Here is a 25,960-nt window from a genome sequence, read left to right on the forward strand (position 1 = left end):
GGCTGCAAGAATGATGCGGTGACATCCATCGTGCAGTTTGACGACCCGACCGACGCGCCCGCGACCGACGATCAGGCGCGACTCAACCGCATCCGCGAGGCCCTCGGCGACGCCGGCTTCACCGTCGACGGTGTCGAGGCGCTGCTCGGCGCCGACGCCGCCGCCGCCCTGCACCGTGACCTGCTCGTTCCCGCGATTTTCGTGCTCGAGCGCGACGCCGACAAGAACCCGCCGCTCGCGGCGCTGATTCGCCTGTTCCTGCTCGCCGAGCCCGTGCCGTTCGCGACGCTGCCGGCGGCCGACGACTTGCTTGGCGCGCGCATCCTCAACGAGCCCGCCGCCGACGGCACCGTGACCCCGCGCTTCGACATTCGGCCCTACGCCGTCGCCGCGGGCGACGAGACGGTCGAGCTGTTCGTTGCGAGCGACCTCGGCGGCCTGCAGGTGTCCGTCGACCAGCCGCTGCGCCGCGACCACGTCGTGGGCATCGGCCCCGCGACGACGAACCTCGCGCAGCTCACGCCTCGGCAGCCGGTCTCGACCGCACTCGATCTTGGGGTGGGGATGGGCGTGCAGACGATGCACCTGCTGCAGCACGCCGAGCGCGTCGTCGCCACCGACATTTCAGAGCGCGCGATCGAGTTCGCGCGCTTCAACCTGCTGCTCAACGCGCCGGCGCTCGGGCTCGACCCGGCGAACCTCGAGGCGCGTGTCTCGCTGCGCACGGGCGACCTGCTCGAGCCCGTGGACGGCGAGGAGTTCGACCTCGTCGTGACGAACCCGCCGTTCGTCATCACGCCGCGCCGCCAGGGCGAGGAGGCAAGCGAGCAGTACACGTACCGCGACGGCGGCCGCCCCGGTGACCGGCTGGTGGAGGATCTGATTCGCGGCCTCGGCGCGCACCTCACCCCCGGCGGCATCGCCGTGATGCTCGGCAACTGGGAGGTGCACGAGGGTGACGAGACCTGGCACTCGCGCATCGAGACCTGGCCGGGCGAGGAGGCCGACCTCTGGGTGATCGAGCGCGAGCATGCCGAGCCGATCGAGTACGCCGACATGTGGCTCAAGGATGCGGCTGAGAACCGTGAGCTCGACAGCTGGCGCGAGCAGTTCACCCGCTACCTCGCCGACTTCGAGTCGCGCAGTGTCGAGTCGATTGGCATGGGCATGCTGCTGCTGCACCGCCCCGAGACCCCCGGCGTCGAGGCCGTGCGCCGCTTCGAGACGCTGCCGCACCAACTCGAGCAGCCGCTTGGCGAGCGCATTCGTGACACCTTCGACGCCGACGACTGGCTGCGCGAGCGCAGCGATGAGGATCTCGCCGACGAGACGCTCGTCGTCGCGGGCGACGTCACCGAAGAGCGCTGGACGCTGCCCGGCAACCCCGACCCCTCGGCGATCCTGCTGCGGCAGGGCGGTGGCTTCCGCCGCACGTTCCCCGAGTCGACCGAGCTCGCCTCGTTCGTGTCGGTCTGCGACGGCGAGCTCACGGCGCGCCAGATTCTCGTCGCGATCGCCGCGCTGCTCGAGGTCGACCAGGATGCCCTGCTCGCCTCGGTGCTGGCGGACGCCCGCACCCTCGTCTCCCTCGGCTTCCTCCGCCCCGCCTGGATGTAACCGAGCCCCAAACTCTGGGAGGGGGTTGAGTGGTCATTTTTTGTAGTTCTGGCACCGCCAGAACTACAAAAAATGACCACTCAACCCTCTCTTGCGAGACGTGGGGAGAGCGGTATCGTTTCCGGATGCCAGTTACCAGCATTCGACACGCATCCGTGGCCGACATCGAGACCCTGGTGGACATTCACAACCAGGCATGGCAAGAGACCTACGCGGGCAAGATCCCGCAGCAGCGTATCGACGAGCTCAGCGATACCGAAGAGCGACGCAACGACTGGCTCGCCGCCCTCGAGCGCGCCCACCACGACCCCGAACTGCACGCGTGCATCGGCTTTGTCGATGGCACGCCCGCCGGCTTCGCGCTCGCGCGCCCCTCGGCCGACGTCGATGCGCCCCGAGCTACCGAACTCAAGCTCCTCTACACGCTCCGGATCGCTCACGGCACGGGCCTCGGCCGGGGCCTCGTCGACGCCGTGCTCGGCGACCGCGCCGCCTGGCTCTGGATGCTCGACGACAACCCCCGCGCCGAGCGCTTCTACGCGAAGCTCGGCTTCGCCCGCTTCGAAGAGCCCGTCTGGCGCTGGCCGAACGCCGCGAAACCGGATGTGCGGCTCGCGCGCGATGCGCAGGGCCCGGCTGTGCCCCGACTCGCACCCGAACATCCCGCCACCGCACTTGCTCAGGAGGCCATCGTATGAGCGAGCCGACCGGCAACTACGCCACCCGCGCGATCCACGGAGACACCTGGACCGCCCGCGAGATCGCCGGGGGCTACGTGCTCAGCGTGCACACCGGCAACGAGCTCGTCGCGGCGGTCACCGAGTTCGTCGCGTCGCAGGGTATCTCGGGCGGCAGCATCGAGGGCATCGGCGCCGTCGCGCGGGCGACCCTGCGCTTCCGCGACCCGGTCGACCTGAGCTACATCGACCGCGAGTTCGACGAGCAAATGGAGATCGTGGCGCTGCAGGGCAACGTCTCACTCAAGGCCGACGCCGAGCCGCGCGAGCCGCTCGTGCATCTGCACATCACGCTCGGCCGCGCCGACTACACGGCGCTCGCGGGCCACCTCAAGGAGACCTGGGTCAATGGGGCGTGCGAGATTTTCATTCGCACGAGCGAGGCCACGTACAAGACGATGGACGACTCGCTCGGCCTGGACATCTACGCCCTCGACTAGGTGGCCTGCAGGTCGGTGACCTTCGGTTTCGCGGGCACCGTGAGCATGACCACGAGGCCGATTGCGAGGGTGAGCAGAATGCCCCAGACGCCCGCCTTCGGCACCATCAGCCAGCTGATGAACGCGAAGTAGAGCAGGTTCGAGATCCAGCCGGCCGCCCGGCCGGTTGTCGCGTAGAGGCCGAACAGCTCGCCCTCATGTCCGGCCGGTGTCGCGCGCGACAGGTAGGTGCGCGACGCGGTCTGCACGGGCCCGACGAACAGGCAGAGGATGCTCGCGATCACCCAGAACACGATCTTGTCGTTCGAGGTGAACATGAGCACGACGCCGGCGATGAGCATCGACACGAGCGCAGCGATGATCACCGGCTTCGGGCCGATGCGGTCGTCGAGGCGTCCCGCCAACAGCGTGCCGAGCCCGGCGACGAGGTTCGCGACAACGGCGAAGTAGATGACCTCACTCGGCGAGAAACCGTACACCTGGGCCGCGAGCACGGCGCCCCACGCGAAGATCGCGCCAAGGCCGTCGCGGAAGATCGCGCTCGAGACGAAGAATTGCAGCAGCTTCCGGTCGGTGCGCCACAGGCGCACGATCGTGCGCCAGAGCGAGGCGTACGCCTGCAAGATCGACACCCTCGGCACATCCGCGCGACGCGGCGCCTCGGGCACGCGGAAGATCACCGGCAGCAGGAAGCCGGCGAACCAGATCGCCGAGACCACCACGGTGAGGCGGATGTTCAGGGCCGCGCCGTCGGCACCGGAAGGCGTCGCGAACAAGCCCGAGCCCGGCGCATCCCCGTTGAAGTCCTGAATGAACAGCACGAGCACGACGAGCAGCAGCACGATCGAGGCGATGTAGCCGAGCCCCCAGCCGGTGCCCGAGACACGACCGACGTTCTCCTTCGTCGACACCTGCGAGAGCATCGCGTTGTAGCTCACCATCGCGAGCTCCGAGAAGACGGTGCCGATGGCGAGCAACAGCGCACCGAACGCGAGCAGCTCGGCCTCGGGATAGACGAAGAACATCACCAGCATCGCCGCGATCGTCACGCCCGAGAAGATCACAAGGTAGAACTTGCGCCGCCCCGAGCCGTCGGTCGCGCGGCCGAGCGCTGGGGCGAGCACCGCGACGATGATTGCGGCGGCGAGGCTGAGCCCGCTGATGACCTGCTGCGAGCCGGCCTGCGCGGTGAGATACACGGGGTCGTTCGGGTCCGCCCGGCCGGCCGCGACGGCGGCGGGGTCGAGAAACAGATCAGACGCCAGGTAGGTCGCAAACACGAACGTGACGACGACCGCCTGGAACGCCGAGTTGCCGACGTCGTAGAGCTGCCACGCGAACGATTGCCGCCGCTGCTCCTTCACCGTCATTCGGGTGCCGTCGAGGGTGACAAGATCGCCGCTCTGGGCCGCGTTGGTGGGGGAGTCGTGCCTGCTCACGCCCCGGAGTCTAGGTGGTCTCGGTGACGCTGAGGCGGATCGCCTCGGGCACCTGCGCCGACGCCGCGCGCGTGCGGGTGCTGCGGCGGTGCAACCGTTCGGCGCGCACGCCCGCGATCGGGTCGTTCGTGACCTCGCCCATGCGCACGAGCGCGTCGGCGAGATTGCCTGTGCCGGCCTGGGTGCACGCGGCATCGTCGGCCGCCAGCTCGGTGAATAGGCGCGTCGCGCGCTGCAGCCCGGAGCTCGCGGCGAGCCACTGCGGCAGCGTGCGCGCGTTCGTCTCGGCGATGCGCACGAGCCAACTGTGGCCCTGCTTGAGGTGCGCGTACTCGTGCGCGAGCACGGCCTGCAGCTGCGGCTTCGTGAGGATCTCTTCGAGCGACGTCGAGTAGAAGATTTCTGGTGAACGGCCGGATGCGGTGCCCGGCACCGCGCACGCGAACGGCCGGGGCGCGTCGATGCGAACGAGCGTGAGGCCCGGTCGCTCGTCGACCGAGACTGCGCGCTCGCGGAAGACGTCGATGACCTCGCGTTCGGACTCCATCACCGGCTCGGCGCCGCGGGAGATCGTGATGATCGTGCCGGCTACGACGATGAGTGCGAGCCACGGTGTCACAAACGCAACGACCGTGTCGAACTCGGCCGTGATGACCGGATGCTCGGGTGGGTTGAGCGTGTCGGAGATCGCGAGCACGATGGCCACGCCAGCGAGCACGTTGCCGAGGGCAAAGCTCGCGAACCAGAGCGCGAGGGCCCGCAGCGGGTAGCGCACCTGCCAGGTGCCGCGCGCGAGCAGCTTCGGCGCCACGATGAGCAGCGCCGAGGCGAGCAGCAACGAGACCAGGCCGGGGATCATGGTGCCGGGGCGCCCCTAGGCTCGGGCCCCGTCGAGGGCGCGGCGGAGCAGGTCGAGGTCGTCTTGGTCGAGGTTGCCGGCGAACTGCATGAGCGCGACCTCGCGGTCGGCGACGCGATCGAGCGCCGCGAGCATCGTGCTGCTCGCCTGCTCTTCCTGTGAGCGGGAGGCGGTGTAACGCACCTTGCGCGGTGACGCCGCCTCGCGCTGCACGGCACCCTTCTTCTCGAGCCGCCCAAGCACAGTGACGAGCGTCGTGTAGGCGGGCACGGGATCGCCGTCGCTCGCGGCTGCATCGAACTGCGCCTGAATATCCTTCGCCGACATCGGGGCCCCGGAATTCCAGAGCACGCGCATGATCTGCGTCTCAAGCTCACCACGCTCGCGTGTGCGAGTTCCCGGCATCTGTCCTCCCAATTCGGCTTCTACGACTTGTCGTAATGCTACGCCGACAGGACCGAAAAGGGGATCCGGCAAAGTTGAGTCGGGTTCACTCAACTCTCAGCTTTCTCAACTTGACATGATCCGGCTCAAGCCTAAACTTGAGGTAGATCGACTCAGGGTCGCCCTGGTGGGGTTCCTGGGTCTGGTCGATCGGCGGAATCCCGCCGTAGACAACTTCCCGACAATCGTTCCAACACGCAAGGAGCCACACATATGTCACGTGCAGTAGGTATCGACCTCGGTACGACCAACTCCGTCGTCGCGGTCCTCGAGGGTGGCGAGCCGCAGGTCATCGCCAACGCCGAGGGTATGCGCACCACCCCTTCGGTGGTCGCGTTCACGAAGGACGGCGACGTCCTCGTCGGCGAGACCGCGAAGCGCCAGGCGGTCACCAATGTCGACAACACCATCGCTTCGGTGAAGCGCCACATGGGTACTGACTGGACCAAGTCGATCAACGGCAAGACCTACACGCCGCAGGAGATTTCGGCGCGAATCCTGTCGAAGCTCAAGCGCGACGCCGAGACCTATCTCGGTGACAGCGTCACCGACGCGGTCATCACCGTTCCGGCGTACTTCAACGACGCCGAGCGTCAGGCCACGAAGGAGGCCGGTGAGATCGCGGGCCTCAACGTGCTTCGCATCATCAACGAGCCCACCGCCGCGGCGCTCGCATACGGCCTTGACAAGGGTAAGGAAGACGAACTCATCCTCGTGTTCGACCTTGGTGGCGGTACGTTCGACGTGTCGCTGCTCGAGGTGGGCAAGGACGACGACTTCTCGACCATTCAGGTTCGCGCGACCGCCGGTGACAACCGTCTCGGTGGTGACGACTGGGACCAGCGCATCGTGGAGTACCTCATCGAGGAGTTCAAGAAGCAGACCGGTGTCGACGTTGCGAACGACAAGATCGCGCTCCAGCGACTCAAGGAGGCCGCGGAGCAGGCGAAGAAGGAGCTCTCGAACTCGAGCAACACCACGATTCAGCTCCCGTACCTCTCGCTCACCGAGGCGGGCCCCGCGAACCTCGACGTCTCGCTGAGCCGTGCGAAGTTCCAGGAGCTCACGAGCGACCTGCTGGAGCGCACGAAGAAGCCGTTCCACGACGTCATCGCCGAGGCCGGCGTGAAGGTTTCCGACATCGCCCACGTGGTGCTCGTCGGTGGTTCGACCCGCATGCCCGCCGTCACCGAGCTCGTCAAGGAGCTCACCGGCGGCAAGGAGCCGAACAAGGGCGTCAACCCCGATGAGGTCGTCGCCATGGGCGCCGCCCTGCAGGCCGGTGTGCTGAAGGGCGAGCGCAAGGACGTCCTCCTCATCGACGTCACCCCGCTGAGCCTCGGTATCGAGACCAAGGGTGGCATCATGACGAAGCTCATCGAGCGCAACACCGCGATCCCGACTAAGCGCAGCGAAACCTTCACCACGGCCGAGGACAACCAGCCGTCGGTGCAGATCCAAGTGTTCCAGGGCGAGCGCGAGTTCACCCGCGACAACAAGCCGCTCGGCACTTTCGAACTCACCGGCATCGCGCCGGCACCCCGCGGAATCCCGCAGGTTGAGGTCACCTTCGACATCGACGCGAACGGCATTGTGCATGTTTCGGCGACCGACAAGGGCACCGGCAAGGAGCAGTCGATGACGATCACCGGCGGCTCGAGCCTGCCGAAGGAAGACATCGACCGCATGGTGCGCGAGGCGGAAGAGAACGAGGCCGAAGACAAGAAGCGTCGCGAGGCTGCTGAGCAGCGCAACGTTGCCGAGACTACGGCCTACCAGGTCGAGAAGGTCATCAAGGAGAACGAGGACAAGCTCCCCGCCGATGTCAAGAACGAGGTTCAGGGCGACGTCGACGCGCTGAAGACCGCACTCGCCGGTGACGACGACGACGCAGTGAAGACCGCGTTCGACAAGCTCAACGAGTCGCAGACCAAGCTCGGCGAAGCGATCTACGCTTCGCAGCAGGAGGCTGGCGAGGCTCCGCAGGCCCCCAACGAGGGCGACGCGGGCCAGGCGGCCGACGACGACATCGTTGACGCCGAGATCGTCGAAGACGAAGACGAGGACAAGGACAAGTAGCAATGAGCGACCAGAACCCGAACGACAACCAGAACGAGCGCGAGGAGCCGATCGTCAACGACAAGCGACGCATCGACCCTGAGACCGGGAAGGTTCGCGAGGAGGGTTCGGCCGCCGCCGATGCCGAGGTCGGGTCGGATGCCTCGGGCACCGACTCGGCCCCGGCCGGCGACCAGGCTGCTGAGGACCTCCCCACCATCTCCGAGGACGACCTGAACTCGTTGCTCGAGGAGGCCATGCAGGCCTCGACCGCGAGCGACTCGCAGGGCGACACCGATCCCGAGCCCGCCAACGAGGAGGAGCACAGCTACCTCACCGATCTCAAGCGGGTGCAGGCCGAGTACGCGAACTTCCGCCGCCGCACCGAGCGCGAGAAGGAGGAGCTCGCAGCGCTCTCGACCGCGAAGGCGGCCAAGCAGCTGCTGCCGGTGCTTGACGACCTCGACCGCGCCGATGCCGCGGGCGACCTGCCCGAGGGCAGCTCGCTCCAGGTGATCGCGAGCAAGCTCCGTGCGGCCATCGAGCGACTCGGCGTCGAGCGCTACGGCGCGAAGGGTGAGCCCTTCGACCCGCAGCAGCACGAGGCGATCGCGCAGCTGCCGAACCCCGAGGTGACCGAGGCGACCATCGCCGACGTCATCGAGGTGGGCTACCGCATCGGCGATCGCGAGATCCGCGCAGCCAAGGTCGCGGTCTTCGTTCCCGCGAACTAACTGCACACCTGAGTGTGGCCCCGGATGGGGATGCGGCAGGTGTACCACCCCCGCATTCCCCATCCAGCTGCGAGGCGCATCCCGTCTCGCGTGAAAGGAGCAGCGTATGGCCAGCCAGGACTGGTTCGAGAAAGACTTTTATAAGACGCTCGGGGTCGACAAGGACATCAGCGAGGCCGACCTGAAGAAGGCCTATCGCAAACTCGCGCGCAAGTACCACCCCGATTCCAACCCGGGTGACACGGCGGCCGAGGAGAAGTTCAAGGAGATCTCCGAGGCGTACGACGTACTCAGCGACGAAACGACGCGCAAAGAGTACGACCAGATTCGCGCCATGGGCTCGGGCGCCCGCTTCTCGGCGGGCCCGGGTGGCCCCGGCGGTCAGCCCGGCTTCGACGACCTCTTCGGCGGCCTGTTCAACCAGGGCGGCGGCGGCGGGTATTCCTACCGCGGCACCCAGGGCGGCGCGGGCGCCTACGAAGACCTCTTCACCATGTTCGGTCAGGGCGCCGGTGCACCAGGCGGCTTTGGCGGAGGTTTCCGCCAGGCCGGCCCGCAGCGCGGCGCCGACCAGCGCGCGCAGACGACCCTGAGCTTCATGACCGCCTTCCGCGGCGACACGATCGACCTGCAGGCAGGTGACGGCCGGGTCATTACCGTGCGCATCCCGGCGGGCGTCAAGGATGGCCAGAAGATTCGCCTGCGCGGCAAGGGCGCGCCGAGCCCAAACGGCGGCGAGCCCGGTGACCTCATCCTTGAGGTGTCGGTGCGCCCGCACCCCGTGTTCTCGCGCGACGGCGACAACATCATCGTCACGGTGCCCGTCACGTTTGCCGAGGCCGTCAACGGCGCGAACATCGAGGTGCCGACGCCCGACGGCAAGACCGTCAAGGTGCGCGTGCCCGCGCACTCGCCGTCGGGCAAGCGCCTGCGAGTCAAGGAGCGCGGCGTGCCCCGCAAGCGCGGCCGCGGCGATTTGCTCGTGCGCATCGAGGTCGCCGTGCCGCAGAACCTCAACAACGAGCAGCGCAAGGCGCTCGAGGACTTCGTCGCCGTAAGCGGTGACGACGACCCGCGTGCCGAGCTGATGCGCGAGGCCCGCAGCTAGCGAGAAGGAGGTGCCGGTGATGCGTGCAATGGATCCCCACGAGGTGGATGAGGACGCACCCGTCTTCCCGATCGCCGTCGCGGCCGAGCTCGCGGGCATGCACCCGCAGACGTTGCGGCAGTACGACCGGCTTGGCCTCGTCGTACCCGCCCGGACCGCGGGTCGCGTACGCCGCTACTCGCTCGCCGGCGTCGCGAAGCTCCGCGAGATCGGCTCCCTGAGCGAGGCCGGTGTCGGGCTCGAGGGCATCTCGCACGTCGTGCGACTGCGCGAAGAAGTGCAAGAGCTCAAGCGGCGCGTGCGTGACCTCGAGGGCGAGCTCGAGGAGCAGCGCAAGCGCTCCCGTGAGCGGGTCTTCGCGGCGGGCTACGGCGAGGTCATCGCGGTCGCCCGCGGCCAGCGCGTGCGCAACCGTAATGAGATCGTGCTCTGGCGTCCGCGCGGCGTGGAGCCCGAGCCGGGCGACGACGACCGCGGCTAGGCGCGCGCCATCCGTGCGTAGGATCCCCGGCGGGTACTCCCCGTCGGGGATCCTTCTGCGTGCGAAACTGGCACGAGTCCAACAGAAAGTGCCGAATGACGTCTTCACCGAGCGAGTCTGCCGACCCGTTGACCACCCCCGACGAGTCGACCACCACCCCGAACTACGCTCGGCGCCGCGCCGTCATCGGTATCACCGGTGCCGCGGCGCTCGCGGTGGTGGGCATCGGCTTCGCGGCGGCGACCGGCTGGGGCGCGCCCGCCGATGTCGTCACGGTCGTGCAGGCGACGAACTCGAGTTCGGCCAGCCAGGTAACGCCCTCGAGCAGCGCGTCGTCGACGCCGAGCGCGTCCGGCACCGCGAGCGAGTCCCCGACCGCGACGGCCACGCCCACCGCATCCGCCGCCCCGACGACCGACTTGCCCTACGACATCTCGACGGGCAGCAGCGTCACGGTGCTCGTGAACAAGCACTATTCGCTCGACCCCGTCGACTACGCGCCGAAGCCGACGATCAAGCTCACCAAACTAGACGTCCCGTCGATGAACGATCACTCGCTGCGCGAGGACGCGGCCGAGGCATTCAAGGACATGTACGAAGCCGCGCTCGCCGACGGCATCACGCTCGACATGGCGAGCGGCTACCGCGACTACGACCTCCAGACCGAGCTCTACAACGGCTACGTCGAAGACCTCGGGCAGAAGGGCGCCGATCTCACGAGCGCGCGCCCCGGATCAAGCGAGCACCAGACTGGCCTCGCGGCCGACATCTCGGCGCCCGGCGAGAGCGACTGCGTCCTCACCGAGTGCTTTGGAGAAACCGAAGCGAGCGACTGGCTCGTCGCGCACTCGCACGAGTACGGCTTCATCCTGCGCTACCCCGATGGCGAGACCGACGTGACGGGGTACGAGTACGAACCGTGGCACTATCGCTTCATCGGCGTTGACGCCGCCGCGGACTACCACGAGTCGGGCGCGGCGACGTACGAGGAGTTCCTCGGCGTCGAACCGGCCCCCGACTACGAAGACTAGGGCCGCGACCACCACTTCGAGAAGGCGCCGACGTGCTCGCTATTCCTGACACCCTGCAAGCCCAGGCGCAGGCCGCGGCGACAAAGATGGCGCTGCTGCGCACACCCGGTCGGCTTCTCGTTTCGGGCATGCTCGCTGGCGCCTACATCGGCGTCGGCGTCGTACTCATGGTCTGCACGGCGGGCCCGCTCATCGAGGCCGGCGACGGCTTCGCGAAGCTCGTCGCCGGCCTCGTGTTCGGCGTCGCGCTCACCATCGTGGTCTTCGCGGGCGGCGAGCTCGTCACCTCAACCATGATGATCGCGACGCAGGGTGCGCTCATGCGCAGTATCTCGGGCCTGCGCGCGCTCGGCGGCATGCTCGCGACGTTCGCGGCGAACCTGCTCGGCGCGCTCGCGTTCTCAGCGCTCATCGTCGCCTCGGGCGTGCTGCGCGCGAACGCCGCCGGCGGTTCGATGCTCACCGAACTGCTCGCCGCGAAGGCAGCCGAAGGTCCGCTCGAGTTGTTCACCCGTGGCATCCTCTGCAATCTGCTTGTCTGCCTCGCGATCTGGATGGCCGCGCGAGTCGCGAACGAGGTCGCGAAGATCCTGCTCATCTTCGCCGCAATCACGGCGTTCATCAGTTCGGGCTTCGAGCACGTCGTCGCGAACATGACGACCTACGGCATCGGCCTACTGCTCGGCGACCCGAACGCGAGCTGGGCGCTGTTCGGCGGTAACCTGCTCTGGGTCGGGCTTGGCAACCTAGTCGGCGGCGGACTGATCGTCGGCGCCGGATATTGGCTGGTCGGCGGACGACCGCGCGTTGAGGCCGAGGTGGATGAGCGCCTCGAGTCGCGCGAGGCCCCTCGCGATTAGTCGAGCAGGCTCGCGTCGTCGGCGACGATCGGCTCCACGGCGCGGCCATTCTTACGCTCGCGGCGCCAGCGCACGAGCGCGCCGATGACGACCGGCAGCACCGAGACGAGCACGATGACGATCGCGAGTACGTCGATGTTGTCGCGCACGAACGGAATGCCGCCGAGCAGCGTGCCGACGAGCGTGAGGCTGATCACCCAGAGCAGGGCGCCGAGCACGTTCCACATGACGAAGCGGCGGTACTTCAGCGACGCAGTACCCGCGGCGAGCGGCACATAGGTGCGCACGATGGGCACGAAGCGGCCGAGCACGAGCGCGAACGGGCCGTACTTCGCGAAGAACCGCTCGGCCGTCTCGAGGTGTTCGGTACGCAGGATGCGCGCATCCGGCTTGAACAACCGGCGCCCGAAGCGGATGCCGAGCCAGTAGCCGACCTGGTCGCCCGCGATGGCGGCGACAATCGCGACGATGGCGATCGACCACGGCGTGAGGCCGAGCTGCGTCGCGAGAATCGCCGCGGTGACGATCAGCGAGTCGCCGGGCAGGAATGGGAAGAGCACCCCCGACTCGATGAAGATGATGATACCGATGCCGATGAGCACCCAGGGCCCGAGCGCGGGCAGCAAGGTCTCGGGGTCAAGGATGTCGAGGATCGCGAAATGAAACGGCACCACGAGAGGCTATGCGGTTTCGCTGGAGACGCGTTGCCAGATAGGCGGATGCGGTCGCTCGCGCTCGCGCTGCAGCCGGCTCGCGAGCGGAGCCCAGATGATGATCGCGATGCCGAGCGCAATGAGCAGGCCGCCGATGGTGTCGGAGATCCAGTGCGCGCCGAGGTAGGTACGCGAGAGCATCATGCCGACCGTGTAGACCGCGCCGGCGACCCAGACCCAGACGCGGGGGAAGATGATCGCGAACGTCGCAGCCATGACCGCAGCATTCGCACTGTGGCCCGAAGGGAACGACCCTGGGTCGGCCGCGACGAGGATGTCGAGGGGGCGCGGGCGCCCGACGATGTTCTTCACGAGCTGCACGATGAGCGTCGCGAGGATTGTCGCGGAGGCGTAGTAGAGCGCCGCCCACGGCCGCCGAAGCAGTAGCAGCCCCACGATCGTCACGACGGGAATCACGGCGATCGCGAGCACGCCACCGCCGACGCTATTGAAAATAAGCGCGAGCCAGGTCCAGGGCTCGCCACGGTGCTCGACGAGCTCGCTCATCCACTCGACCTCGAAGCCGAACGGCTTGTTCGCCTCGCGGTAGACAACGATGAGCGCGAGCACCGCGACGAGCACGAACGCCGTAATGGCCGAGACGAGCGGCCAGCGTCGCGAGACCCTGGCGCTCACCTCACGCGTCAACTTCGGATCAGTCATGGCTGCGAATTTAGTGCCCGCCGACTGAACCTCCGCCGAAACCGCCGCCGGCCGCGCCGCCGCCCGAGAACGAGCTCGACGAGCCTGAGTAGCCGCCGCCGCTCGAGTCGCTCGGCGCGGAGTAAGTCGGGCTCACCCCGTGGAGTTGCTGGTCGGCCCACATGATGCCCGCGGCGTGACCACTCACGTACGACGGCGAGGTTTGCGCTTCGGCGTATTTGAGATCGATGAGCTCCGACCACTTCTTGGACATCTTGAACAGCACCGCGAATGGCAGCAGCCGCTCGTACACGTGCAGCACGGTCGCTGAGTCGGGGCCAGGCCCGGAGATGCGCTCGGCGGTGTCGGGGCCCTGCAGCGCTCGAAGTCGGTCTTCCTCGGCGAGGCGCAGGTAGTCGCGCACGCCGTAGAGTTCGGTGAGCACCTCGCGTCCCGACTGGGTGAGTGTGCGTGGGTTGAGGGTGATCACGACGAGCAGCGCAATGACGGCCACGATGCCGAGGATCGTTGAGCAGAGGGGAATCCACATGACGTCCTCGCTCACATGCGCGAATTGCCCGATCACGAACGCAACGGCGGCGATGAAGAGCAAGATAGCGATCGACGCGAGCAGCTTCCAAAGCCGCACCCGCCCCGAAACGTCGGCGAGCCCATCCGTTTCGACCCGCTTGACCGCGGCCTTGACGAACGGGCGCCAGCGCTTCACGAGCGTCTGGCTGTTATTCACGAGCAACTCGTTGTCGCCCGACTCGCGAATGTCCAGCACATTGTGGAGGAAATGCTTGGTCTGCCCCGGGAGCTCCTCGGTGGGCTCGGCATAGCGCACTCGTACAAGTGGCTTCGAGTCTGGCTTGGCATTCTTCGGCCGGTACTCCTCGAGCAGCACGCCACCGCGCACGGCGGCGTCGAGCACGTGGGCACGGAACGGCGGGCCCTGATCCGGCAGGCGACCACCCTGCAGCACGATGGCCGCTCGAATGGGCGAGATGTCGCTCGAGTAGCGGGGGATGATCGGCGTGAGCGGCCGGGGCCTGCGCGAGCGCTGCAGCAGCACGAGCAGTGCGATCGCCACGGCGAGCGTGCCGAGCACGAGCCAGAACGCGAGCCGCTGCGTGTCGCTGAGCTTCTCGAGGAAGTTCGGCAGCTGCACCTCGCTCGCGTCGAGCCGCAGGTCGAGCGTGACGTCCTCCTCGCCGAGGTTCACCGAATCGACGGTGATGACCGTGACGCCGTCACCAGATTCGACCGAAAAGTCACAGTAGTCATCTTTGAAGCTCGCGCCGATGTAGCAGTTCGCGTCGAGGCCGTCGTAGTCGGGGGAGTCGTCGTAGTCGGATTGCTCGCGCAGCGCCTGCCAGATCTCGGAGTCGAGGCGCACCTCGGCCGAGAACTCCTCGATGTCTTGGTACCGATTCGGCGGCGTGAGGTTTGGCGCGTAGAGCACGTGGGGGTACGAAGAGTCATACGCGATGAGCGTGTTCACGAGGGTGTACTCGATCACGTAGGTCGTCGAGCCGTGCACGAACTCGTTGCCGATCACGAGCACGAGGTCGTTCGCCCCGAACTCCTGCTCGGTATCGTACGGCACGGGATTGCCGTCGCCATCGGTCACCGAGACATCCTCGATGCGCATCGTCTGCCCGCCCATGTCGACGGGAATCCCGCGCACGATGCCGCGGTTCTGGTCGAAATCGGGGAACTCGGCCGTGATGGTCTCGGTGAACTTCGAGCGCACGACCTCGCCGCCGAAGGCGCCTCGGTCGATCGTCGCGTCGATCTCGGTGTGCCAACTCGAAAACGAGAAGTCATTGACGCCGGTGGCTGCAGGCTGTTGCGCGCTCGCGGCGGTCGGGGTCAGCGCCAGGATGATCGCGGCGAGCAGCGTCGCGAGCACCGTGAAGGCGGCGGGGCGGGGGAGTCGTTGTGTGCGCATCCTGCTCCTCACTCGCCGGCCCCCTACTGCGGCAGTCCCAACACGCTGCGCAGCTCGGCCGGGGTCGTCACGACCGCGACCGCGCCGGTCTCCTCGCCGAGGTGGCCGTAGCCCCAGGTGACGTAGGTCGCGGGTACGCCGTGCTCGCCCGAGCCCTCGACGTCGTAGAACCGGTCGCCGATCATGAGCACGTTGCTAAGGTCGACGCCGGCGCCGCGCAGGCGAGCGAGCGCCTCGGCTACGACGTCGGCCTTCTCGGAGCGCGACTCGTCGGCGGTCGCGCCGGTGATGAAGTCGAACTGCGAGGCGAGACCGTACGCCTCGAGCACGCGGGTCGCAGCATCCTCGGGCTTGCTCGTCGCGGTCGACTGCGGCATGCCAGCGGCGTTCAGTTCACGGATGATGTCGCCGACGCCGGGGAACTGCGGCGACGCGAGCAGGCCATCCGCGTCGTAAATCTCGCGGTACGTCTCGAGCGCGTGGTTGATCTCGATCGCGTCGTCGAGCCCCTGCTCGCGGAACGTGTCGATGATCGGAGGGCCGACGTAGCTGCGCAGCGTCGCGCCGTCGGGAATCGGCATGCGCAGCGTGTCATAGGTGCGGCGCATCGCGTCGATGATGCCGGCGGCCGAGTCGCTGATCGTGCCGTCGAGATCCCACAGCACGGCCGTAAACGGCGCGATGCCGGTGCCGTGCGGCAGGCTCACGGCGCGGGGCGGCAGGGATGCGGCGGGCTGCGCCGTGCGGGTCTCAATCGATTCGTCGGTGGTCACGCGCTCCAGGGTAGCTGCGACCGCCTGGCTAGCCGGCGAGTTCGCGCGCCAGCTCGAGCAGCCGCTGCGCCGAGGCAGCCCACGTGAACCGCGAAATGTGCTCGAGACCGGCGGCCGATGTCGCCTGGCGCCCCTCGGGCGTGCTGAGTGATTCGACCTGCTGCGCGAACTCGTCGGGGCTCGTCGCCGCGAAGTAGGCGGCGCCGTCGCCTGCGACCTCGTGGAAGATCTCGAGGTCGCTCACGACCGCGGGCACGCCGAGCGCGAGCGCCTCGGCGATCGGCAGGCCGTAGCCCTCGTCGAGCGAGGCGGTGACGAGCAGCGCGTCGTCGGCGAGCAGCCCCGCGTATTCCTCGTCGCTGACGCCGCCGTGGAACACGATCTCGGAGCCGTCGGCGAGCGGCGTCTGCTCAACGATGCGCTCGAGCTCTTCGAGCCGCTCGGGCGAGATGCGGCTGAGCAGGTGCAGGGTGCGGTCGGGCAGCAGCTCCATGCCGCGAATGAGCGTCTCGACGTTCTTGTACGGCATGAACGAGCCCATATAGACGAGATTGCGGCCGGTGCCGGATGCGGGGCTCGCGTCGGTGGGCAGCAGCGCGCGCAGGTCGTTCGGCGCGTTCGGAATCACGTGCACCGGCCGCTTCGTGAGGCGATGGCCGTCGATCTCGCGCTTCGAGACCTCCGACACCGTCGCAACGGCATCGGCGCCATTGAGTGCGGCCCGCTGCGGCCAGTAGGTGAGGTGGTACGCGCGCCAGCCGAGGCGCAGCGCGAGATTGAGATTGCTCGGCGGGCGGCGGTGCCGGTAATAGATGAGGTCGTGCAGCGTCACGATCGCCTTGTACTTGCGGCCGGTCGTGCCGATGGTCTGCAGCGGCGAGAAGACGACGTCGGGCCGGTACTTGTTCAGCTTCAGCGCCGCGATCGGCTCGAGCGCCGACTCGTTCGAGTGAAACAGCAGCCAGTTGGCACCCTCGGGCAGGTGCTCGAGCTGGCGCCGGTCATGAATGAGAAACGTCACCTCGTCGGCGGCGAGCGCGTGCACGGCGCTGCCGAGCTGCGCCGTGTAGCGGCTGATGCCGTCGTGAAAGTCGGTGCGGATGTACCTGGCGTCGAAGAAGAATCGCATCGCGGGCAGCCTAGAACAGCCGCGGAGCGCCCGAATCGGTGCCGCGCATGTCGTCGTAGTCGAGCACGACGCAGCGGATGCCGCGGTCCTCGGCAAGTGTGCGGGCCTGCGGCTTGATCTCCTGCGCCGCGAACACGCCGGTCACCGGCGCAAGCAGCGGGTCGCGGTTCATCAGCTCAAGGTAGCGGGTGAGCTGCTCGACGCCGTCGATCTCGCCGCGGCGCTTGATCTCGACGGCGACCGACTTGCCCGACTCGTCGCGCGCGAGAATGTCGACGGGGCCGATCGCCGTCATGTACTCGCGGCGCACGAATTCGTGGCCGTCACCGAGCCGCTCTATCTGCGCGGCGAGGAGCTCCTGCAGGTGGGCCTCGACGCCGTCCTTGGTGAGGCCCGGGTCGACGCCGAGGTGGTGGTCGGAGTCGCTGATGATCTCGAAAAGCTGCACGCGGAGCTTGTCGCCCGTCTTCTTGTGGGTGACCTCCCAGATCTTCGCGATGCCCGCATCCGCCTGCTCATCGCTCGGCTCGACCTCGGCGAACACGCACGGAGGGCTCATCCAGTTGAGGGGCTTGTAGCTGCCGCCGTCGCTGTGCACGAGCAGCGAGCCGTCGGCTTTGTGGATCAGCAGACGCGTCGCCTCGGGCAAATGGGCAGTGAGCCGACCGACATAGTCGACTGAGCAACGAGCAATCACCAAACGCACCCCGATAGGTTAGCTGCTCGGCGTGCGCGGCCGGGCTAGCGGGATGCGCCGGTCACGATCCAGCGGCTGCCTGCGACCCGCACGGCGAGCGTCGCGCCGCGCGAGAGCATGAAGCCACCGCCGTAGGCGGCCCAGAGCCAGTAGAGGCCGCTCTCGGCGGGTACGAGTGTGAGCACGAGCCAGACGCACACCGCGAAGACGGCGAGGTTGATCAGGCCGACCCACGCGAGGTAGGCAATGTCGCCCGCGCCGATGAGTACGCCGTCGAGCGCGAATACGAAGCCGCACAGCGGCAGCGTCGCGGCCATCGTCGCGATTGCGCCGGGCAGCAGCTCGAGCACGCGCGCGTCGGTCGTGAAGATGTAGCCGAGCACGCTCGAAGTCACGGCGACGAGCATCCCGAGCGCGAGGCCGAGCCCGATGCCCCACCAGATCAGCAGCCGCGTCACGCGCCGCACGGTGTCGCGGTCGCCGACGCCGAGGTCGTGGCCGACCATCGCCTGCGCGGCGATCGCAAGCGCGTCGAGCACGAACACGAGCACGTTGTAGATCGTGTACGTCACCTGCAGCGTCGCGAGCTCGGTGACGCCGAGCTGGCCGCCAGCCCAGACGAGCACGATGAGCGCAATGCGCATCGTCACGGTGCGCAGAATCATGAGGCCTGAGGCGGTGAGCGCCTGGCGTGGGTCACCGATGCCAGGCTGCAGGGTCACGCCGTGTGCGATCGCCGCCTTGCGGGCGATGGCGACGTAGACGAGCGCCATGCCCCACTCGGCGACGACGGTGCCGAGGGCCGAACCTGCGATGCCGAGGTTGAGGCCGTAGATGAATACGGCGTTGAGTAGCACGTTCGCAAGGGCGCCGGCGACCGAGACGATGAGCGGGGTGCGGGTGTCCTGCAGTCCGCGAAGCAGGCCGGTCGCGGCGAGCGTGAGCAGCATGCCGGGTAGGCCCCAGAGCGAGATCGTGAGGTAGCTCATCGCCGCGTCGTGGACCATTGCGTCCTGCGTGAAGCCGCCGACGATGGGCGCCGCGAGGGGCAGGCCAGCGAGCAGCAGCACCACGCCGCAGCCGAAGCCGAGCCACATCCCGTCGATGCCCGCGCGCAACGCGCCGGGCCGATCGCCGGCACCGAGGAGCCGCGCGACGGTCGGCGTCGTCGTGTAGGCGAGGAACACCATGAGCCCGACGAGCGTTGAGACAACGGTCGAGCCGACCGCGAGGCCGGCGAGGATCGGTTCGCCCAGGTGTCCGATCATCGCGGTGTCGGTCGCCACGAACAGCGGCTGCGCAATCAACGCGCCGAGCGCGGGGATCGCGAGCGCCAGCATCCGGCGCGTGAGTTGCTGCGTAGCCATCGCCTCCATCCTAGGAACCCGCGGCGCCCACCCGGCACGCGGATGCGCTGACATAGGCTTGAGCCCATGACTGCAGAGAACGCAACGGAGCCCACGGAGCAGCTGCCCTCGGGCATCGAGACCGACTCGTTCGACCGGGACGTGCGGGTGCAGGACGACCTGTTCCGCCACGTGAACGGCGTCTGGCTGCGCGAGACCGAGATCCCAGCCGACAAGAGCGGCTACGGCTCGTTCCACAGGCTCGCCGACGAGGCCGAGGTCGCGGTGCGCGAGATCCTCGAGGAGAACGCCGACGCCGAGCCCGGCTCGCCGCTGCGCAAGGCGGCCGACGCGTACGCCGCGTTCATGGATGAGGAGCTGCTCACCCGCCTCGGCGCCGAACCCATCACGCAGGACATCATGCAGGCCCTCGTCGTCTCGTCGATCGAGGAGTTCCTCTGGGTGCTCGGCCGCCAGGAGCGCCAGGGTGTCGCGGGCTTCACCGCGATGTACGTCATCGGCGACGTCGGCGACCCGGACACGAACATCCTCTACGCGGAGCAGAGCGGCCTCGGGCTGCCCGACGAGTCGTACTACCGCGAGGAGCAGTACGCGCCGATCCGCGAGGCGTACGTCGCGCACATCGACCGGATGCTCCGACTCGTTGACGTGCCGAACGTCGACGGCCGCGCCCAGCGCGTCTTCGACCTCGAGACCGAGATCGCGAAGCACCACTGGGACGTCGTGCGCACGCGCGAGGCCGACCAGACCTACAACCCGACGACGCTCGACGAATTCCTCGCGAAGTTCGAGGGCCTCGACATGCGCGGCTGGCTGCAGGAGCTGCAGCTGCCCGAGGGCGCCCTCGACCGCTTCGTCGTGAGCGAGCCGAGCTTCTTCGAGGGCGTCGCGACGCTCCTCACCGAGGATCGCCTCGACGCGTGGCGAGACTGGCTCATCTGGCGGATCACCCTCACCTACTCGGCGGTGCTCTCGCCCGAGATCTCGGCCGCGAACTTCGAGTTCTTCGGCACGACCCTCCAGGGCGTGCCCCAGCAGCGCGACCGCTGGAAGCGCGGCGTGAGCCACGTCGAGGGACTCCTCGGCGAGGTCGTCGGCGAGGAGTACGTGCGCCGGCACTTCAAGCCCGAGGCGAAGGGTAAGATGGATGCGCTGGTCGCCGACCTGCTCGCCGCCTACCGCGACTCGATCACGCAGCTCGACTGGATGGGCGAGGGCACGAAGCAGAAGGCGCTCGAGAAGCTCGCGAAGTTCACGCCGAAGATCGGCTACCCGGTGAAGTGGCTCGACTACTCGAAGCTTGAGATCTCGCCGCGCGACCTCGTCGGCAACGTGCGCCGCTCGACGGTCGTCGAGACCGAGCGCGGCTACGCGCGCATCGGCAAGCCGGTCGACCGCGACCTTTGGCTCATGACGCCGCAGACCGTGAACGCGTACTACCTCCCGAACCAGAACGAGATCGTCTTCCCCGCGGCGATCCTCCAGCTCCCGTTCTTCGACGAGCACCGGGATGCGGCGGCGAACTACGGCGCGATCGGCGCGGTCATCGGGCACGAGATCGGCCACGGCTTCGACGACCAGGGCTCGAAGTACGACGGCGACGGCCGCCTCGTCGACTGGTGGACCGAGGCCGACCGCGAGGCGTTCGAGCGGCACACCGCATCCCTCATCGACCAGTACTCGGCGCTGTCGCCCGCGGGCGTCGACGGCGAGACGGTGAACGGCGAGCTCACGATCGGCGAGAACATCGGCGACCTCGGCGGCCTCGGCATCGCCTGGAAGTCCTACCTGCGCCACCTCGACGGCGCCGAGCCACCCGTCATCGACGGGCTCACCGGCGCGCAGCGCTTCTTTCTCTCATGGGCCCAGGCGTGGCGCGAGAAGCGCCGCCCCGAGTACATGAAGATGCTGCTCGCGGTCGACCCGCACTCGCCGGCCGAGTTCCGCTGCAACCAGATTGTGCGCAACCTCGCCCCGTTCTACGCGGCCTTCGACGTCACCCCCGAAGATGCCCTCTGGCTCGACGCGGCCGACCGTGTTGAGATCTGGTAGCGGGCAGCCGCTCTCACGAAACCGATACATCGGGTGACTAACGTGGTTTGTCGGATCACCCACGAGAAGTGAAGGACGCACCATGAAGGCAGCAACCAAGATTGCACTCATCGCCGGCATCGCCACCGGGTACGTATTGGGATCCCGCGCCGGGCGCGAGCGCTACGAGCAGATCGCCGAGCGCGCCGACGCGATCTGGAACTCGAAGGCCGTGGTGAAGCAGCGCGACAACGTCGCCGGGCTCGTCGACACGTACGTGCCGAGCTTCGTCACGACGACCGCCAAGGGCGTTGGCCAGATCGGCCTCGGCCTCGGCAACCTCGTCTTCGGCGACGGCGGCCGCGCCAAGGGCGCCCGCCCCTCGCGCGAGCGATGACATTTCCACCACATCCGCGATCTCGACACCTAGGGGGCACCTGTGAGTACCTATGACAAGCCGGACGAGTCGCACGCGCGCGGACCCTTCCCGAACACGGAAGCTCCGATGCGCTTCGGCAAGTTCAACCCAAAGTCCAAGCGCCCGATTGGCCAGTTGGTCGGCGACGTGCCGCGGCTCGGCATCGCCCTCGCGAAGGCGGAGGCGCAGCAGGCGAAGCAGGAGATGCAGGCGAAGGCCGTCATGGGCGGCACGGGCGCGGCGCTCTTCGGCGTGGTCGCGTTCTTCGCGATCACCCTCTGGGCCGTACTCATCACCGCGGCGATCCTCGGCCTCAACACCGTGTTCGCGCCGTGGCTGTCGGCGCTTATCGTCGCGGGCGCGCTGCTCGTGATCATGATTATCGCCGCGATCGTCGCGATCGTGCTGTTCAAGCGCATGAAGGGGGTCGTGCCGAAGGAGACGGTCGACTCCGTGAAGCAGGATCTCAACGCTCTGAAAGGAATGGGCAAGTATGAGTAACGACACCTCGGGCCGCAGCCGCGAGGAGCTGCGCCGCGAACTCGCCGAGACGCTCAACGCGCTCGAGTACAAGCTTGACGTGCCCGCTCGCCTCGGCGAGTGGATGGACGACCGCAAGGCGCAGTTCCTGCGGGCAAAGGACGAGAACCCGACCCAGGTCTACGGCCTGCTCGGCATCGCCGCGGCCGGCATCGTCGGCATCATCGCGGGCGCCATCGTCCTCGCGAACCGCAAGCGCTAAGCCAAGGAGACGGCATGACCGAAGCAGCACCGTTCGAGGGCGAACTCGAACTCGACGAGCAGGGCGACGAGTCGGTGACGTACTCGGTGTTCGCGACCTTTGGTGTCAACACCGACAGCGCCTACTCCGAGATCGCCGCGGCGAACGAGGCCGTGAACTCGCTCGAACAGTTTGAGGGTGTGCTCGAGGAGGTCCGCGGCGAGGGCATCGAGGTGCGCGGCATCTACGACCTCACGCTTGGGAGCTTCGCCGACCCGGCCGTGTGCCTCTGGCTGCGCGGCCCCGTCGCCGACGACCTGCAGTGGGCGTATCGCCAGCTGCTGCGCGTGTTCAGCCGCTACTTCTCGACGGGCCCGATCTCGGCCGACCTCACGGTGGAGCTCACGGAGCTCGAGCCCGAGGTGGGCGCCTGGATCAGCTTCGTCGACGCCTTCGGTACGACCGAGTCGCTGGCGGCGGCGTCGGGCCGCCACGCCGAGCCGAACTTCCAGCCCCTCGCGGTGGCGGACGACGAGGGCGACGACGCCGGCGAGTTCGGCGACGAGGATGCGGCCGCGGTCGTCAGCCTCCACTCGCGCGTCGGCGTCGGCATCGACGCGTTTACGATTGTGGCGGAGGCCGACGAGCCGCAGTGGCTGCTCGGTGACCCGTCCGAACCGTTTGGCGACTCGATCGCCGTCGCTGGTACGCCCCTGACCGGCCGCTGGATCAACTCCTCCGAGGTATTTGAAGTTCTGCGATGACCCGCTGCAATGACTAGCCAACGCACGCTTGGACCGCTTCGCGGTTGGAAGATTCTGGTTCCTCGCGGCGGCACCTTCGGCCACGACGTGGCCGAAGCGGTGCGTGCCCGCGGGGCGTTCCCGATCACGGCGCCCCTGATCAACTTCGCGAGCCCCGCTCCGAGCGACTCGCCGAAGCTCATGGATGCGCTGGTGCGGCTCGAGCGCGGCGAGTACGACTGGCTCGTGGTCACGAGCGCCACGACCGTTGACGTCATGCACTCGCTCCAGGCGCGTGTGCCGGAGAGCACGCGCATCGCGGCGGCCGGTGAGACGACCGCGACCGCGCTCTCGGCAGCGGGCTACAAGGTCGACTTCGTGCCGACCCACGACAACTCCGCGAAGGGCCTGCTCGTGGAGTGGCGCGAGAGCGGTCGGCGCATGCCGAAGATCCGCGTGCTCTGGCCGCACTCCGAGCACTCGAAGCCCGCGTTCGCGAACGGTCTGTCGCGCCGCGGCCACAGCGTTGACTCCGTGATCGCCTACCGCAGCGTCGGCGTGCCCGCGGCCGAGTCGATCCAGCACGACATCCACAACGGCCGCATCCGCGCCGTGCTCATCACCTCCGGCTCCGTCGCTGAGCAGGTGCAGAAGCAGTTCTCGCCGATCCCTGACGACCTTATGCTCGCCGCGATCGGCCCCCGCACGGCGAAGGATGCGCGCGCGCTCGGCCTGCGCATCGACGTCGTGGCGCGCCAGCGCTCGGTCGCGTCGCTCCTCGACGGCATGGAGTGGCTCGTCATGGGCGAGCCACTCGCCGAGACGAGCGCGCTCGACCTTCGCGAGCTCATGCGTCTCGAGCGCGAGGAACTCGGCGAAGACGTACCGCCGGAGGACGTGCCCGCCGTTGACGAGGGTCGCCCCGAGACCGGCAAGATCAACCTGCCGCTCGACGGCCGCTAATGACTGTAGGGTCTCGACAACCGTCATTGCTTCACGCGCACAGCCACCTAGGCTCGGCGCGTGAAGTTTTTCTGGCGCATGCTCCGCGTGTGGCTGCAGGCAAAGATGGCCCGCCCCCGCGATGTTCGTGACATCTCGCGCATCCAAATGAAGGTGCGCCCCATTGACCTCGACGTGCAAATGCACATGAACAATGGCACATATCTGACGATTCAGGATCTCGGGCGCCTCGATTTCATGCTGCGCACAGGGTTGTGGAAGCGCATCCAGACACTCGGTTGGAACGCGGTCGTCGCGCGCCAGACCATCACCTACCGCAAGTCGCTCACGCTCGGCGACAAGTACGACCTCAACACGCGCTACCTCGGCATGGATGACCGCAACTTCTATATCGAGCACCGCTTCGTGAAGGACGGCGAGATCTACGCGCAGGCGTTCGTGGTCGGCCGCTTCACCGGCCCGAACGGCGCGCTTGGCCATGCCGATGTGATCGAGCAGCTGCACGAGGCCGCCGATGTGCCCGCGCTCATTCCCGACTGGGTACTCGAGTGGGCCGAGGCCGCGCGCGTGCCGTCAACTCGTTCGCCGTACCCGAACGAGTGGCACGCGGCCGCCGAATAGGCCGTTTCGCCAACCGCATGCCGGCACGGATGTGACCATCCGCCACTGAGTTGTCTGGGCCGGAGGCGTCTCCTGAGACTCTGTCGCACCATGGATCGCGGTCATGACGTGCTCTGAGGAGGGGGCGCTTCTCCGGCGCCAGTCTGCAAGACCTCATTGATGACCTGGCTCCCGATATTTGCGCCAAACGGAGGGAGTAGTCCCCTCCGGCGCAGATCGGCGTACGCCCGTCGGTTGTGCTCGAGATACTCGCTTTCCAGCCGGTCATCCTCCTCCGGTGTTGCGCCGAGACGTCGCATTTCCTTGGGCGCGGCGATCCATGTCCGCGAGCCATTCGGGGCAACCCGCGCAACGCTAATCCCTGCCATACGATGCTCACTCAGGAAATCGAGGTGGCAACCGTCCACTTCGTCACTTCCCCACATCCAGCCGATGTGCCACCCCCGATGGAAGTGGTGACCGTTCTCGACGGCGATTAAGTCGGACACAGATAGGTTCCATATCGCCTCGAAGCCACACAAAGCCTCTGCCGCACACGCAATCATGTCGCTGTTCTTGTTCATGGGGGAAAACTAGATGGCGCCTCCGACATCCTGACCTCCCCACGCACATCGATCCCGAGGCATCGCACCCCAGCCCGACACGGGTGTCTTTCGCTGCAAGTGTCGAGGTTCAGGACAGCGTCCTGGTGGCTGTACGCACCTACGGGGCCGCAAGCACATGAACTAGTTCCGATTTAGTCCATGCGGAACGCGGCTGGCCATCGCGTCACCGACAAGTTCGACGAGGTCGACGACGGCGATGAGGGCACGAAAAATCCGCACGTCTTCATCTGCGGCGACGCCTGCCACATCCACTCGGCGAAGGCAGGTCAGGGCATGAACGTGTCGATGCAGGACGGCTGGAACATCTCGTGGAAGCTCGGGCACGTGCTCGAGGGCCGCGCCGACGCCTCGCTGCTGCACTCGTACTCGGATGAACGGCAGGCGATCGCGCAGAACCTCATCGACTTCGACCGCGAGTGGTGGTCGATGATGGGCGCAAACCCGAGGAGTTCGACTACCCGGGGCAGCTCGAGGAGTGCTACGAGCAGACCTTCGAGTTCCCGGCCGGATTCATGACCCAGTACACGCCGGGCGGGGATACGACATCTTCGACGAGCGCGAAATCTCGCGCGACGGCGCGATCGTCGTCGTGCGCCCCGACCAGTATGTTGCCCAGGTGTCGCCGCTCGACGCGACTGCCGAATTGGCCGCGTTCTTCGACGGAATTCTGCAGCAGCCGAAGTAAGCTCGCCTCTATGGCAGATCTCCTCCCCCCCGATGACGCGGGTAATCCCGGCGCCCCGGGCACAACGCCACCGGCATCGGAAGGGAGGGA

General features: G+C 67.5%; 28 protein-coding genes and 1 pseudogene. 18 read left to right on the forward strand and 11 right to left on the reverse strand.

Going from position 1 to position 25,960, the window contains the following annotated elements:
• Positions 1 to 18 precede the first annotated feature (18 nt).
• The 3 genes from EJL01_RS05930 (at position 19) to EJL01_RS05940 (ending at position 2,794) form a co-directional block, all read left to right on the forward strand.
• Positions 19 to 1,617 carry a DUF7059 domain-containing protein gene (locus EJL01_RS05930; RefSeq protein WP_164509731.1) on the forward strand — a complete coding sequence of 533 codons (1,599 nt, stop codon included), beginning with the start codon at positions 19 to 21 and terminating at the stop codon, positions 1,615 to 1,617.
• Positions 1,618 to 1,742: 125 nt separating this feature from the next.
• Positions 1,743 to 2,315, forward strand: coding sequence for a GNAT family N-acetyltransferase (locus tag EJL01_RS05935; protein WP_125106670.1), 573 nt, complete (start codon positions 1,743 to 1,745; stop codon positions 2,313 to 2,315).
• Positions 2,312 to 2,794, forward strand: coding sequence for a PPC domain-containing DNA-binding protein (locus EJL01_RS05940; protein WP_125106671.1), 483 nt, complete (start codon positions 2,312 to 2,314; stop codon positions 2,792 to 2,794). The genes EJL01_RS05935 and EJL01_RS05940 overlap by 4 nt, the downstream gene beginning before the upstream one ends.
• On the opposite strand, the gene EJL01_RS05945 is transcribed toward EJL01_RS05940, so the two are convergent.
• Genes EJL01_RS05945 through EJL01_RS05955 form a run of 3 tightly spaced genes read right to left on the reverse strand, consistent with a single transcriptional unit; the run spans position 2,791 to position 5,497 of the window.
• On the reverse strand, positions 2,791 to 4,233 hold the full coding sequence (locus EJL01_RS05945; RefSeq protein WP_241209120.1) for an MFS transporter: 1,443 nt from the start codon (positions 4,231 to 4,233) through the stop codon (positions 2,791 to 2,793). The genes EJL01_RS05940 and EJL01_RS05945 overlap by 4 nt on opposite strands.
• Before the next feature lie 10 nt (positions 4,234 to 4,243).
• The gene (locus tag EJL01_RS05950; protein WP_125106672.1) at positions 4,244 to 5,092 is read right to left on the reverse strand and encodes a M56 family metallopeptidase; all 849 of its coding nucleotides are present in this window, start codon (positions 5,090 to 5,092) and stop codon (positions 4,244 to 4,246) included.
• Between the two features lie 15 nt (positions 5,093 to 5,107).
• Positions 5,108 to 5,497 carry a BlaI/MecI/CopY family transcriptional regulator gene (locus tag EJL01_RS05955; protein WP_125106673.1) on the reverse strand — a complete coding sequence of 130 codons (390 nt, stop codon included), beginning with the start codon at positions 5,495 to 5,497 and terminating at the stop codon, positions 5,108 to 5,110.
• A 252-nt stretch (positions 5,498 to 5,749) separates the two neighbouring features.
• On the opposite strand from EJL01_RS05955, the gene dnaK reads away from it, so the two are divergent.
• The 6 genes from dnaK (at position 5,750) to EJL01_RS05985 (ending at position 11,808) form a co-directional block, all read left to right on the forward strand.
• Positions 5,750 to 7,615 carry a molecular chaperone DnaK gene (gene dnaK / locus EJL01_RS05960; RefSeq protein WP_125106674.1) on the forward strand — a complete coding sequence of 622 codons (1,866 nt, stop codon included), beginning with the start codon at positions 5,750 to 5,752 and terminating at the stop codon, positions 7,613 to 7,615.
• A gap of 2 nt (positions 7,616 to 7,617) precedes the next feature.
• On the forward strand, positions 7,618 to 8,328 hold the full coding sequence (locus EJL01_RS05965; RefSeq protein ID WP_125106675.1) for a nucleotide exchange factor GrpE: 711 nt from the start codon (positions 7,618 to 7,620) through the stop codon (positions 8,326 to 8,328).
• Between the two features lie 106 nt (positions 8,329 to 8,434).
• Positions 8,435 to 9,436: a DnaJ C-terminal domain-containing protein gene (locus tag EJL01_RS05970; RefSeq protein WP_125106676.1), complete on the forward strand. Its 1,002-nt coding sequence runs from the start codon at positions 8,435 to 8,437 to the stop codon at positions 9,434 to 9,436.
• 28 nt (positions 9,437 to 9,464) lie between these two features.
• On the forward strand, positions 9,465 to 9,917 hold the full coding sequence (locus tag EJL01_RS05975) for a heat shock protein transcriptional repressor HspR (RefSeq protein WP_125107426.1): 453 nt from the start codon (positions 9,465 to 9,467) through the stop codon (positions 9,915 to 9,917).
• Between the two features lie 95 nt (positions 9,918 to 10,012).
• The gene (locus tag EJL01_RS05980) at positions 10,013 to 10,948 is read left to right on the forward strand and encodes a D-alanyl-D-alanine carboxypeptidase family protein (RefSeq protein ID WP_125106677.1); all 936 of its coding nucleotides are present in this window, start codon (positions 10,013 to 10,015) and stop codon (positions 10,946 to 10,948) included.
• A gap of 32 nt (positions 10,949 to 10,980) precedes the next feature.
• On the forward strand, positions 10,981 to 11,808 hold the full coding sequence (locus tag EJL01_RS05985) for a formate/nitrite transporter family protein (protein WP_125106678.1): 828 nt from the start codon (positions 10,981 to 10,983) through the stop codon (positions 11,806 to 11,808).
• On the opposite strand, the gene EJL01_RS05990 is transcribed toward EJL01_RS05985, so the two are convergent.
• Genes EJL01_RS05990 through EJL01_RS06020 form a run of 7 tightly spaced genes read right to left on the reverse strand, consistent with a single transcriptional unit; the run spans position 11,805 to position 19,083 of the window.
• Entirely contained in the window at positions 11,805 to 12,479 is a 675-nt protein-coding gene (locus tag EJL01_RS05990) for a DedA family protein (RefSeq protein WP_241209121.1), read from the reverse strand. The genes EJL01_RS05985 and EJL01_RS05990 overlap by 4 nt on opposite strands.
• A 9-nt stretch (positions 12,480 to 12,488) precedes the next feature.
• Positions 12,489 to 13,184: a phosphatase PAP2 family protein gene (locus tag EJL01_RS05995; RefSeq protein ID WP_125106679.1), complete on the reverse strand. Its 696-nt coding sequence runs from the start codon at positions 13,182 to 13,184 to the stop codon at positions 12,489 to 12,491.
• A gap of 10 nt (positions 13,185 to 13,194) precedes the next feature.
• The gene (locus EJL01_RS06000; protein ID WP_125106680.1) at positions 13,195 to 15,117 is read right to left on the reverse strand and encodes a DUF2207 family protein; all 1,923 of its coding nucleotides are present in this window, start codon (positions 15,115 to 15,117) and stop codon (positions 13,195 to 13,197) included.
• 23 nt (positions 15,118 to 15,140) lie between these two features.
• Complete coding sequence (locus tag EJL01_RS06005) at positions 15,141 to 15,890, reverse strand: HAD hydrolase-like protein (RefSeq protein ID WP_241209122.1); 750 nt, start codon at positions 15,888 to 15,890, stop codon at positions 15,141 to 15,143.
• Positions 15,891 to 15,918: 28 nt separating this feature from the next.
• Positions 15,919 to 17,019 (reverse strand): glycosyltransferase family 4 protein, encoded by a 1,101-nt coding sequence (locus EJL01_RS06010; RefSeq protein WP_125106681.1) that lies wholly within the window; start codon positions 17,017 to 17,019, stop codon positions 15,919 to 15,921.
• A 10-nt stretch (positions 17,020 to 17,029) separates the two neighbouring features.
• A complete protein-coding gene (gene nucS, locus EJL01_RS06015) occupies positions 17,030 to 17,725 on the reverse strand; it encodes an endonuclease NucS (RefSeq protein ID WP_125106682.1) in 696 nt (231 codons plus the stop codon).
• A 35-nt stretch (positions 17,726 to 17,760) separates the two neighbouring features.
• Positions 17,761 to 19,083 (reverse strand): MATE family efflux transporter, encoded by a 1,323-nt coding sequence (locus tag EJL01_RS06020; protein WP_125106683.1) that lies wholly within the window; start codon positions 19,081 to 19,083, stop codon positions 17,761 to 17,763.
• Between the two features lie 66 nt (positions 19,084 to 19,149).
• On the opposite strand from EJL01_RS06020, the gene EJL01_RS06025 reads away from it, so the two are divergent.
• The 7 genes from EJL01_RS06025 to EJL01_RS06055 all read left to right on the forward strand — a co-directional run bounded on the left by EJL01_RS06025 (position 19,150) and on the right by EJL01_RS06055 (position 24,580).
• Entirely contained in the window at positions 19,150 to 21,135 is a 1,986-nt protein-coding gene (locus tag EJL01_RS06025) for a M13 family metallopeptidase (protein ID WP_125106684.1), read from the forward strand.
• A gap of 82 nt (positions 21,136 to 21,217) precedes the next feature.
• The gene (locus tag EJL01_RS06030; RefSeq protein WP_125106685.1) at positions 21,218 to 21,511 is read left to right on the forward strand and encodes a hypothetical protein; all 294 of its coding nucleotides are present in this window, start codon (positions 21,218 to 21,220) and stop codon (positions 21,509 to 21,511) included.
• 42 nt (positions 21,512 to 21,553) lie between these two features.
• Positions 21,554 to 22,033, forward strand: a complete 480-nt coding sequence (locus EJL01_RS06035) for a phage holin family protein (protein WP_241209123.1) — start codon at positions 21,554 to 21,556, stop codon at positions 22,031 to 22,033.
• Positions 22,026 to 22,274, forward strand: coding sequence for a DUF3618 domain-containing protein (locus EJL01_RS06040; protein ID WP_125106686.1), 249 nt, complete (start codon positions 22,026 to 22,028; stop codon positions 22,272 to 22,274). The genes EJL01_RS06035 and EJL01_RS06040 overlap by 8 nt, the downstream gene beginning before the upstream one ends.
• A gap of 14 nt (positions 22,275 to 22,288) precedes the next feature.
• Positions 22,289 to 23,017: a hypothetical protein gene (locus EJL01_RS06045; protein ID WP_125106687.1), complete on the forward strand. Its 729-nt coding sequence runs from the start codon at positions 22,289 to 22,291 to the stop codon at positions 23,015 to 23,017.
• A 9-nt stretch (positions 23,018 to 23,026) separates the two neighbouring features.
• Positions 23,027 to 23,959, forward strand: coding sequence for a uroporphyrinogen-III synthase (locus EJL01_RS06050; RefSeq protein WP_125106688.1), 933 nt, complete (start codon positions 23,027 to 23,029; stop codon positions 23,957 to 23,959).
• Between the two features lie 60 nt (positions 23,960 to 24,019).
• The gene (locus tag EJL01_RS06055) at positions 24,020 to 24,580 is read left to right on the forward strand and encodes an acyl-CoA thioesterase (protein WP_241209124.1); all 561 of its coding nucleotides are present in this window, start codon (positions 24,020 to 24,022) and stop codon (positions 24,578 to 24,580) included.
• A 101-nt stretch (positions 24,581 to 24,681) separates the two neighbouring features.
• On the opposite strand, the gene EJL01_RS06060 is transcribed toward EJL01_RS06055, so the two are convergent.
• Complete coding sequence (locus EJL01_RS06060; protein ID WP_125106689.1) at positions 24,682 to 25,143, reverse strand: hypothetical protein; 462 nt, start codon at positions 25,141 to 25,143, stop codon at positions 24,682 to 24,684.
• A gap of 195 nt (positions 25,144 to 25,338) precedes the next feature.
• Here EJL01_RS06060 and EJL01_RS06065 point away from each other — a divergent pair.
• Together EJL01_RS06065 and EJL01_RS13470 are read left to right on the forward strand one after the other, a co-directional pair.
• A pseudogene (locus EJL01_RS06065) lies at positions 25,339 to 25,715 on the forward strand (FAD-dependent monooxygenase); the annotation flags it as partial.
• Positions 25,661 to 25,870 (forward strand): hypothetical protein, encoded by a 210-nt coding sequence (locus EJL01_RS13470; RefSeq protein ID WP_431834732.1) that lies wholly within the window; start codon positions 25,661 to 25,663, stop codon positions 25,868 to 25,870. The pseudogene EJL01_RS06065 and the gene EJL01_RS13470, both read left to right, overlap by 55 nt.
• The last annotated feature ends 90 nt before the right edge of the window (positions 25,871 to 25,960 follow it).

This window comes from Gulosibacter massiliensis (assembly GCF_900626105.1).
Lineage (GTDB): Bacteria > Actinomycetota > Actinomycetes > Actinomycetales > Microbacteriaceae > Gulosibacter > Gulosibacter sediminis.

Bases quoted from the DNA above. Each gene is read 5' to 3' on its own strand.
- EJL01_RS05935 (WP_125106670.1), top strand. From the start codon at position 1,743: ATGCCAGTTACCAGCATTCGACACGCATCCGTGGCCGACATCGAGACC.
- EJL01_RS05940 (WP_125106671.1), top strand. From the start codon at position 2,312: ATGAGCGAGCCGACCGGCAACTACGCCACCCGCGCGATCCACGGAGAC.
- EJL01_RS05950 (WP_125106672.1), bottom strand. From the start codon at position 5,092: ATGATCCCCGGCCTGGTCTCGTTGCTGCTCGCCTCGGCGCTGCTCATC.
- EJL01_RS05955 (WP_125106673.1), bottom strand. From the start codon at position 5,497: ATGCCGGGAACTCGCACACGCGAGCGTGGTGAGCTTGAGACGCAGATC.
- dnaK (WP_125106674.1), top strand. From the start codon at position 5,750: ATGTCACGTGCAGTAGGTATCGACCTCGGTACGACCAACTCCGTCGTC.
- EJL01_RS05965 (WP_125106675.1), top strand. From the start codon at position 7,618: ATGAGCGACCAGAACCCGAACGACAACCAGAACGAGCGCGAGGAGCCG.
- EJL01_RS05970 (WP_125106676.1), top strand. From the start codon at position 8,435: ATGGCCAGCCAGGACTGGTTCGAGAAAGACTTTTATAAGACGCTCGGG.
- EJL01_RS05975 (WP_125107426.1), top strand. From the start codon at position 9,465: ATGGATCCCCACGAGGTGGATGAGGACGCACCCGTCTTCCCGATCGCC.
- EJL01_RS05980 (WP_125106677.1), top strand. From the start codon at position 10,013: ATGACGTCTTCACCGAGCGAGTCTGCCGACCCGTTGACCACCCCCGAC.
- EJL01_RS05995 (WP_125106679.1), bottom strand. From the start codon at position 13,184: ATGACTGATCCGAAGTTGACGCGTGAGGTGAGCGCCAGGGTCTCGCGA.
- EJL01_RS06000 (WP_125106680.1), bottom strand. From the start codon at position 15,117: ATGCGCACACAACGACTCCCCCGCCCCGCCGCCTTCACGGTGCTCGCG.
- EJL01_RS06010 (WP_125106681.1), bottom strand. From the start codon at position 17,019: ATGCGATTCTTCTTCGACGCCAGGTACATCCGCACCGACTTTCACGAC.
- EJL01_RS06020 (WP_125106683.1), bottom strand. From the start codon at position 19,083: ATGGCTACGCAGCAACTCACGCGCCGGATGCTGGCGCTCGCGATCCCC.
- EJL01_RS06025 (WP_125106684.1), top strand. From the start codon at position 19,150: ATGACTGCAGAGAACGCAACGGAGCCCACGGAGCAGCTGCCCTCGGGC.
- EJL01_RS06030 (WP_125106685.1), top strand. From the start codon at position 21,218: ATGAAGGCAGCAACCAAGATTGCACTCATCGCCGGCATCGCCACCGGG.
- EJL01_RS06040 (WP_125106686.1), top strand. From the start codon at position 22,026: ATGAGTAACGACACCTCGGGCCGCAGCCGCGAGGAGCTGCGCCGCGAA.
- EJL01_RS06045 (WP_125106687.1), top strand. From the start codon at position 22,289: ATGACCGAAGCAGCACCGTTCGAGGGCGAACTCGAACTCGACGAGCAG.
- EJL01_RS06050 (WP_125106688.1), top strand. From the start codon at position 23,027: ATGACTAGCCAACGCACGCTTGGACCGCTTCGCGGTTGGAAGATTCTG.
- EJL01_RS06060 (WP_125106689.1), bottom strand. From the start codon at position 25,143: ATGAACAAGAACAGCGACATGATTGCGTGTGCGGCAGAGGCTTTGTGT.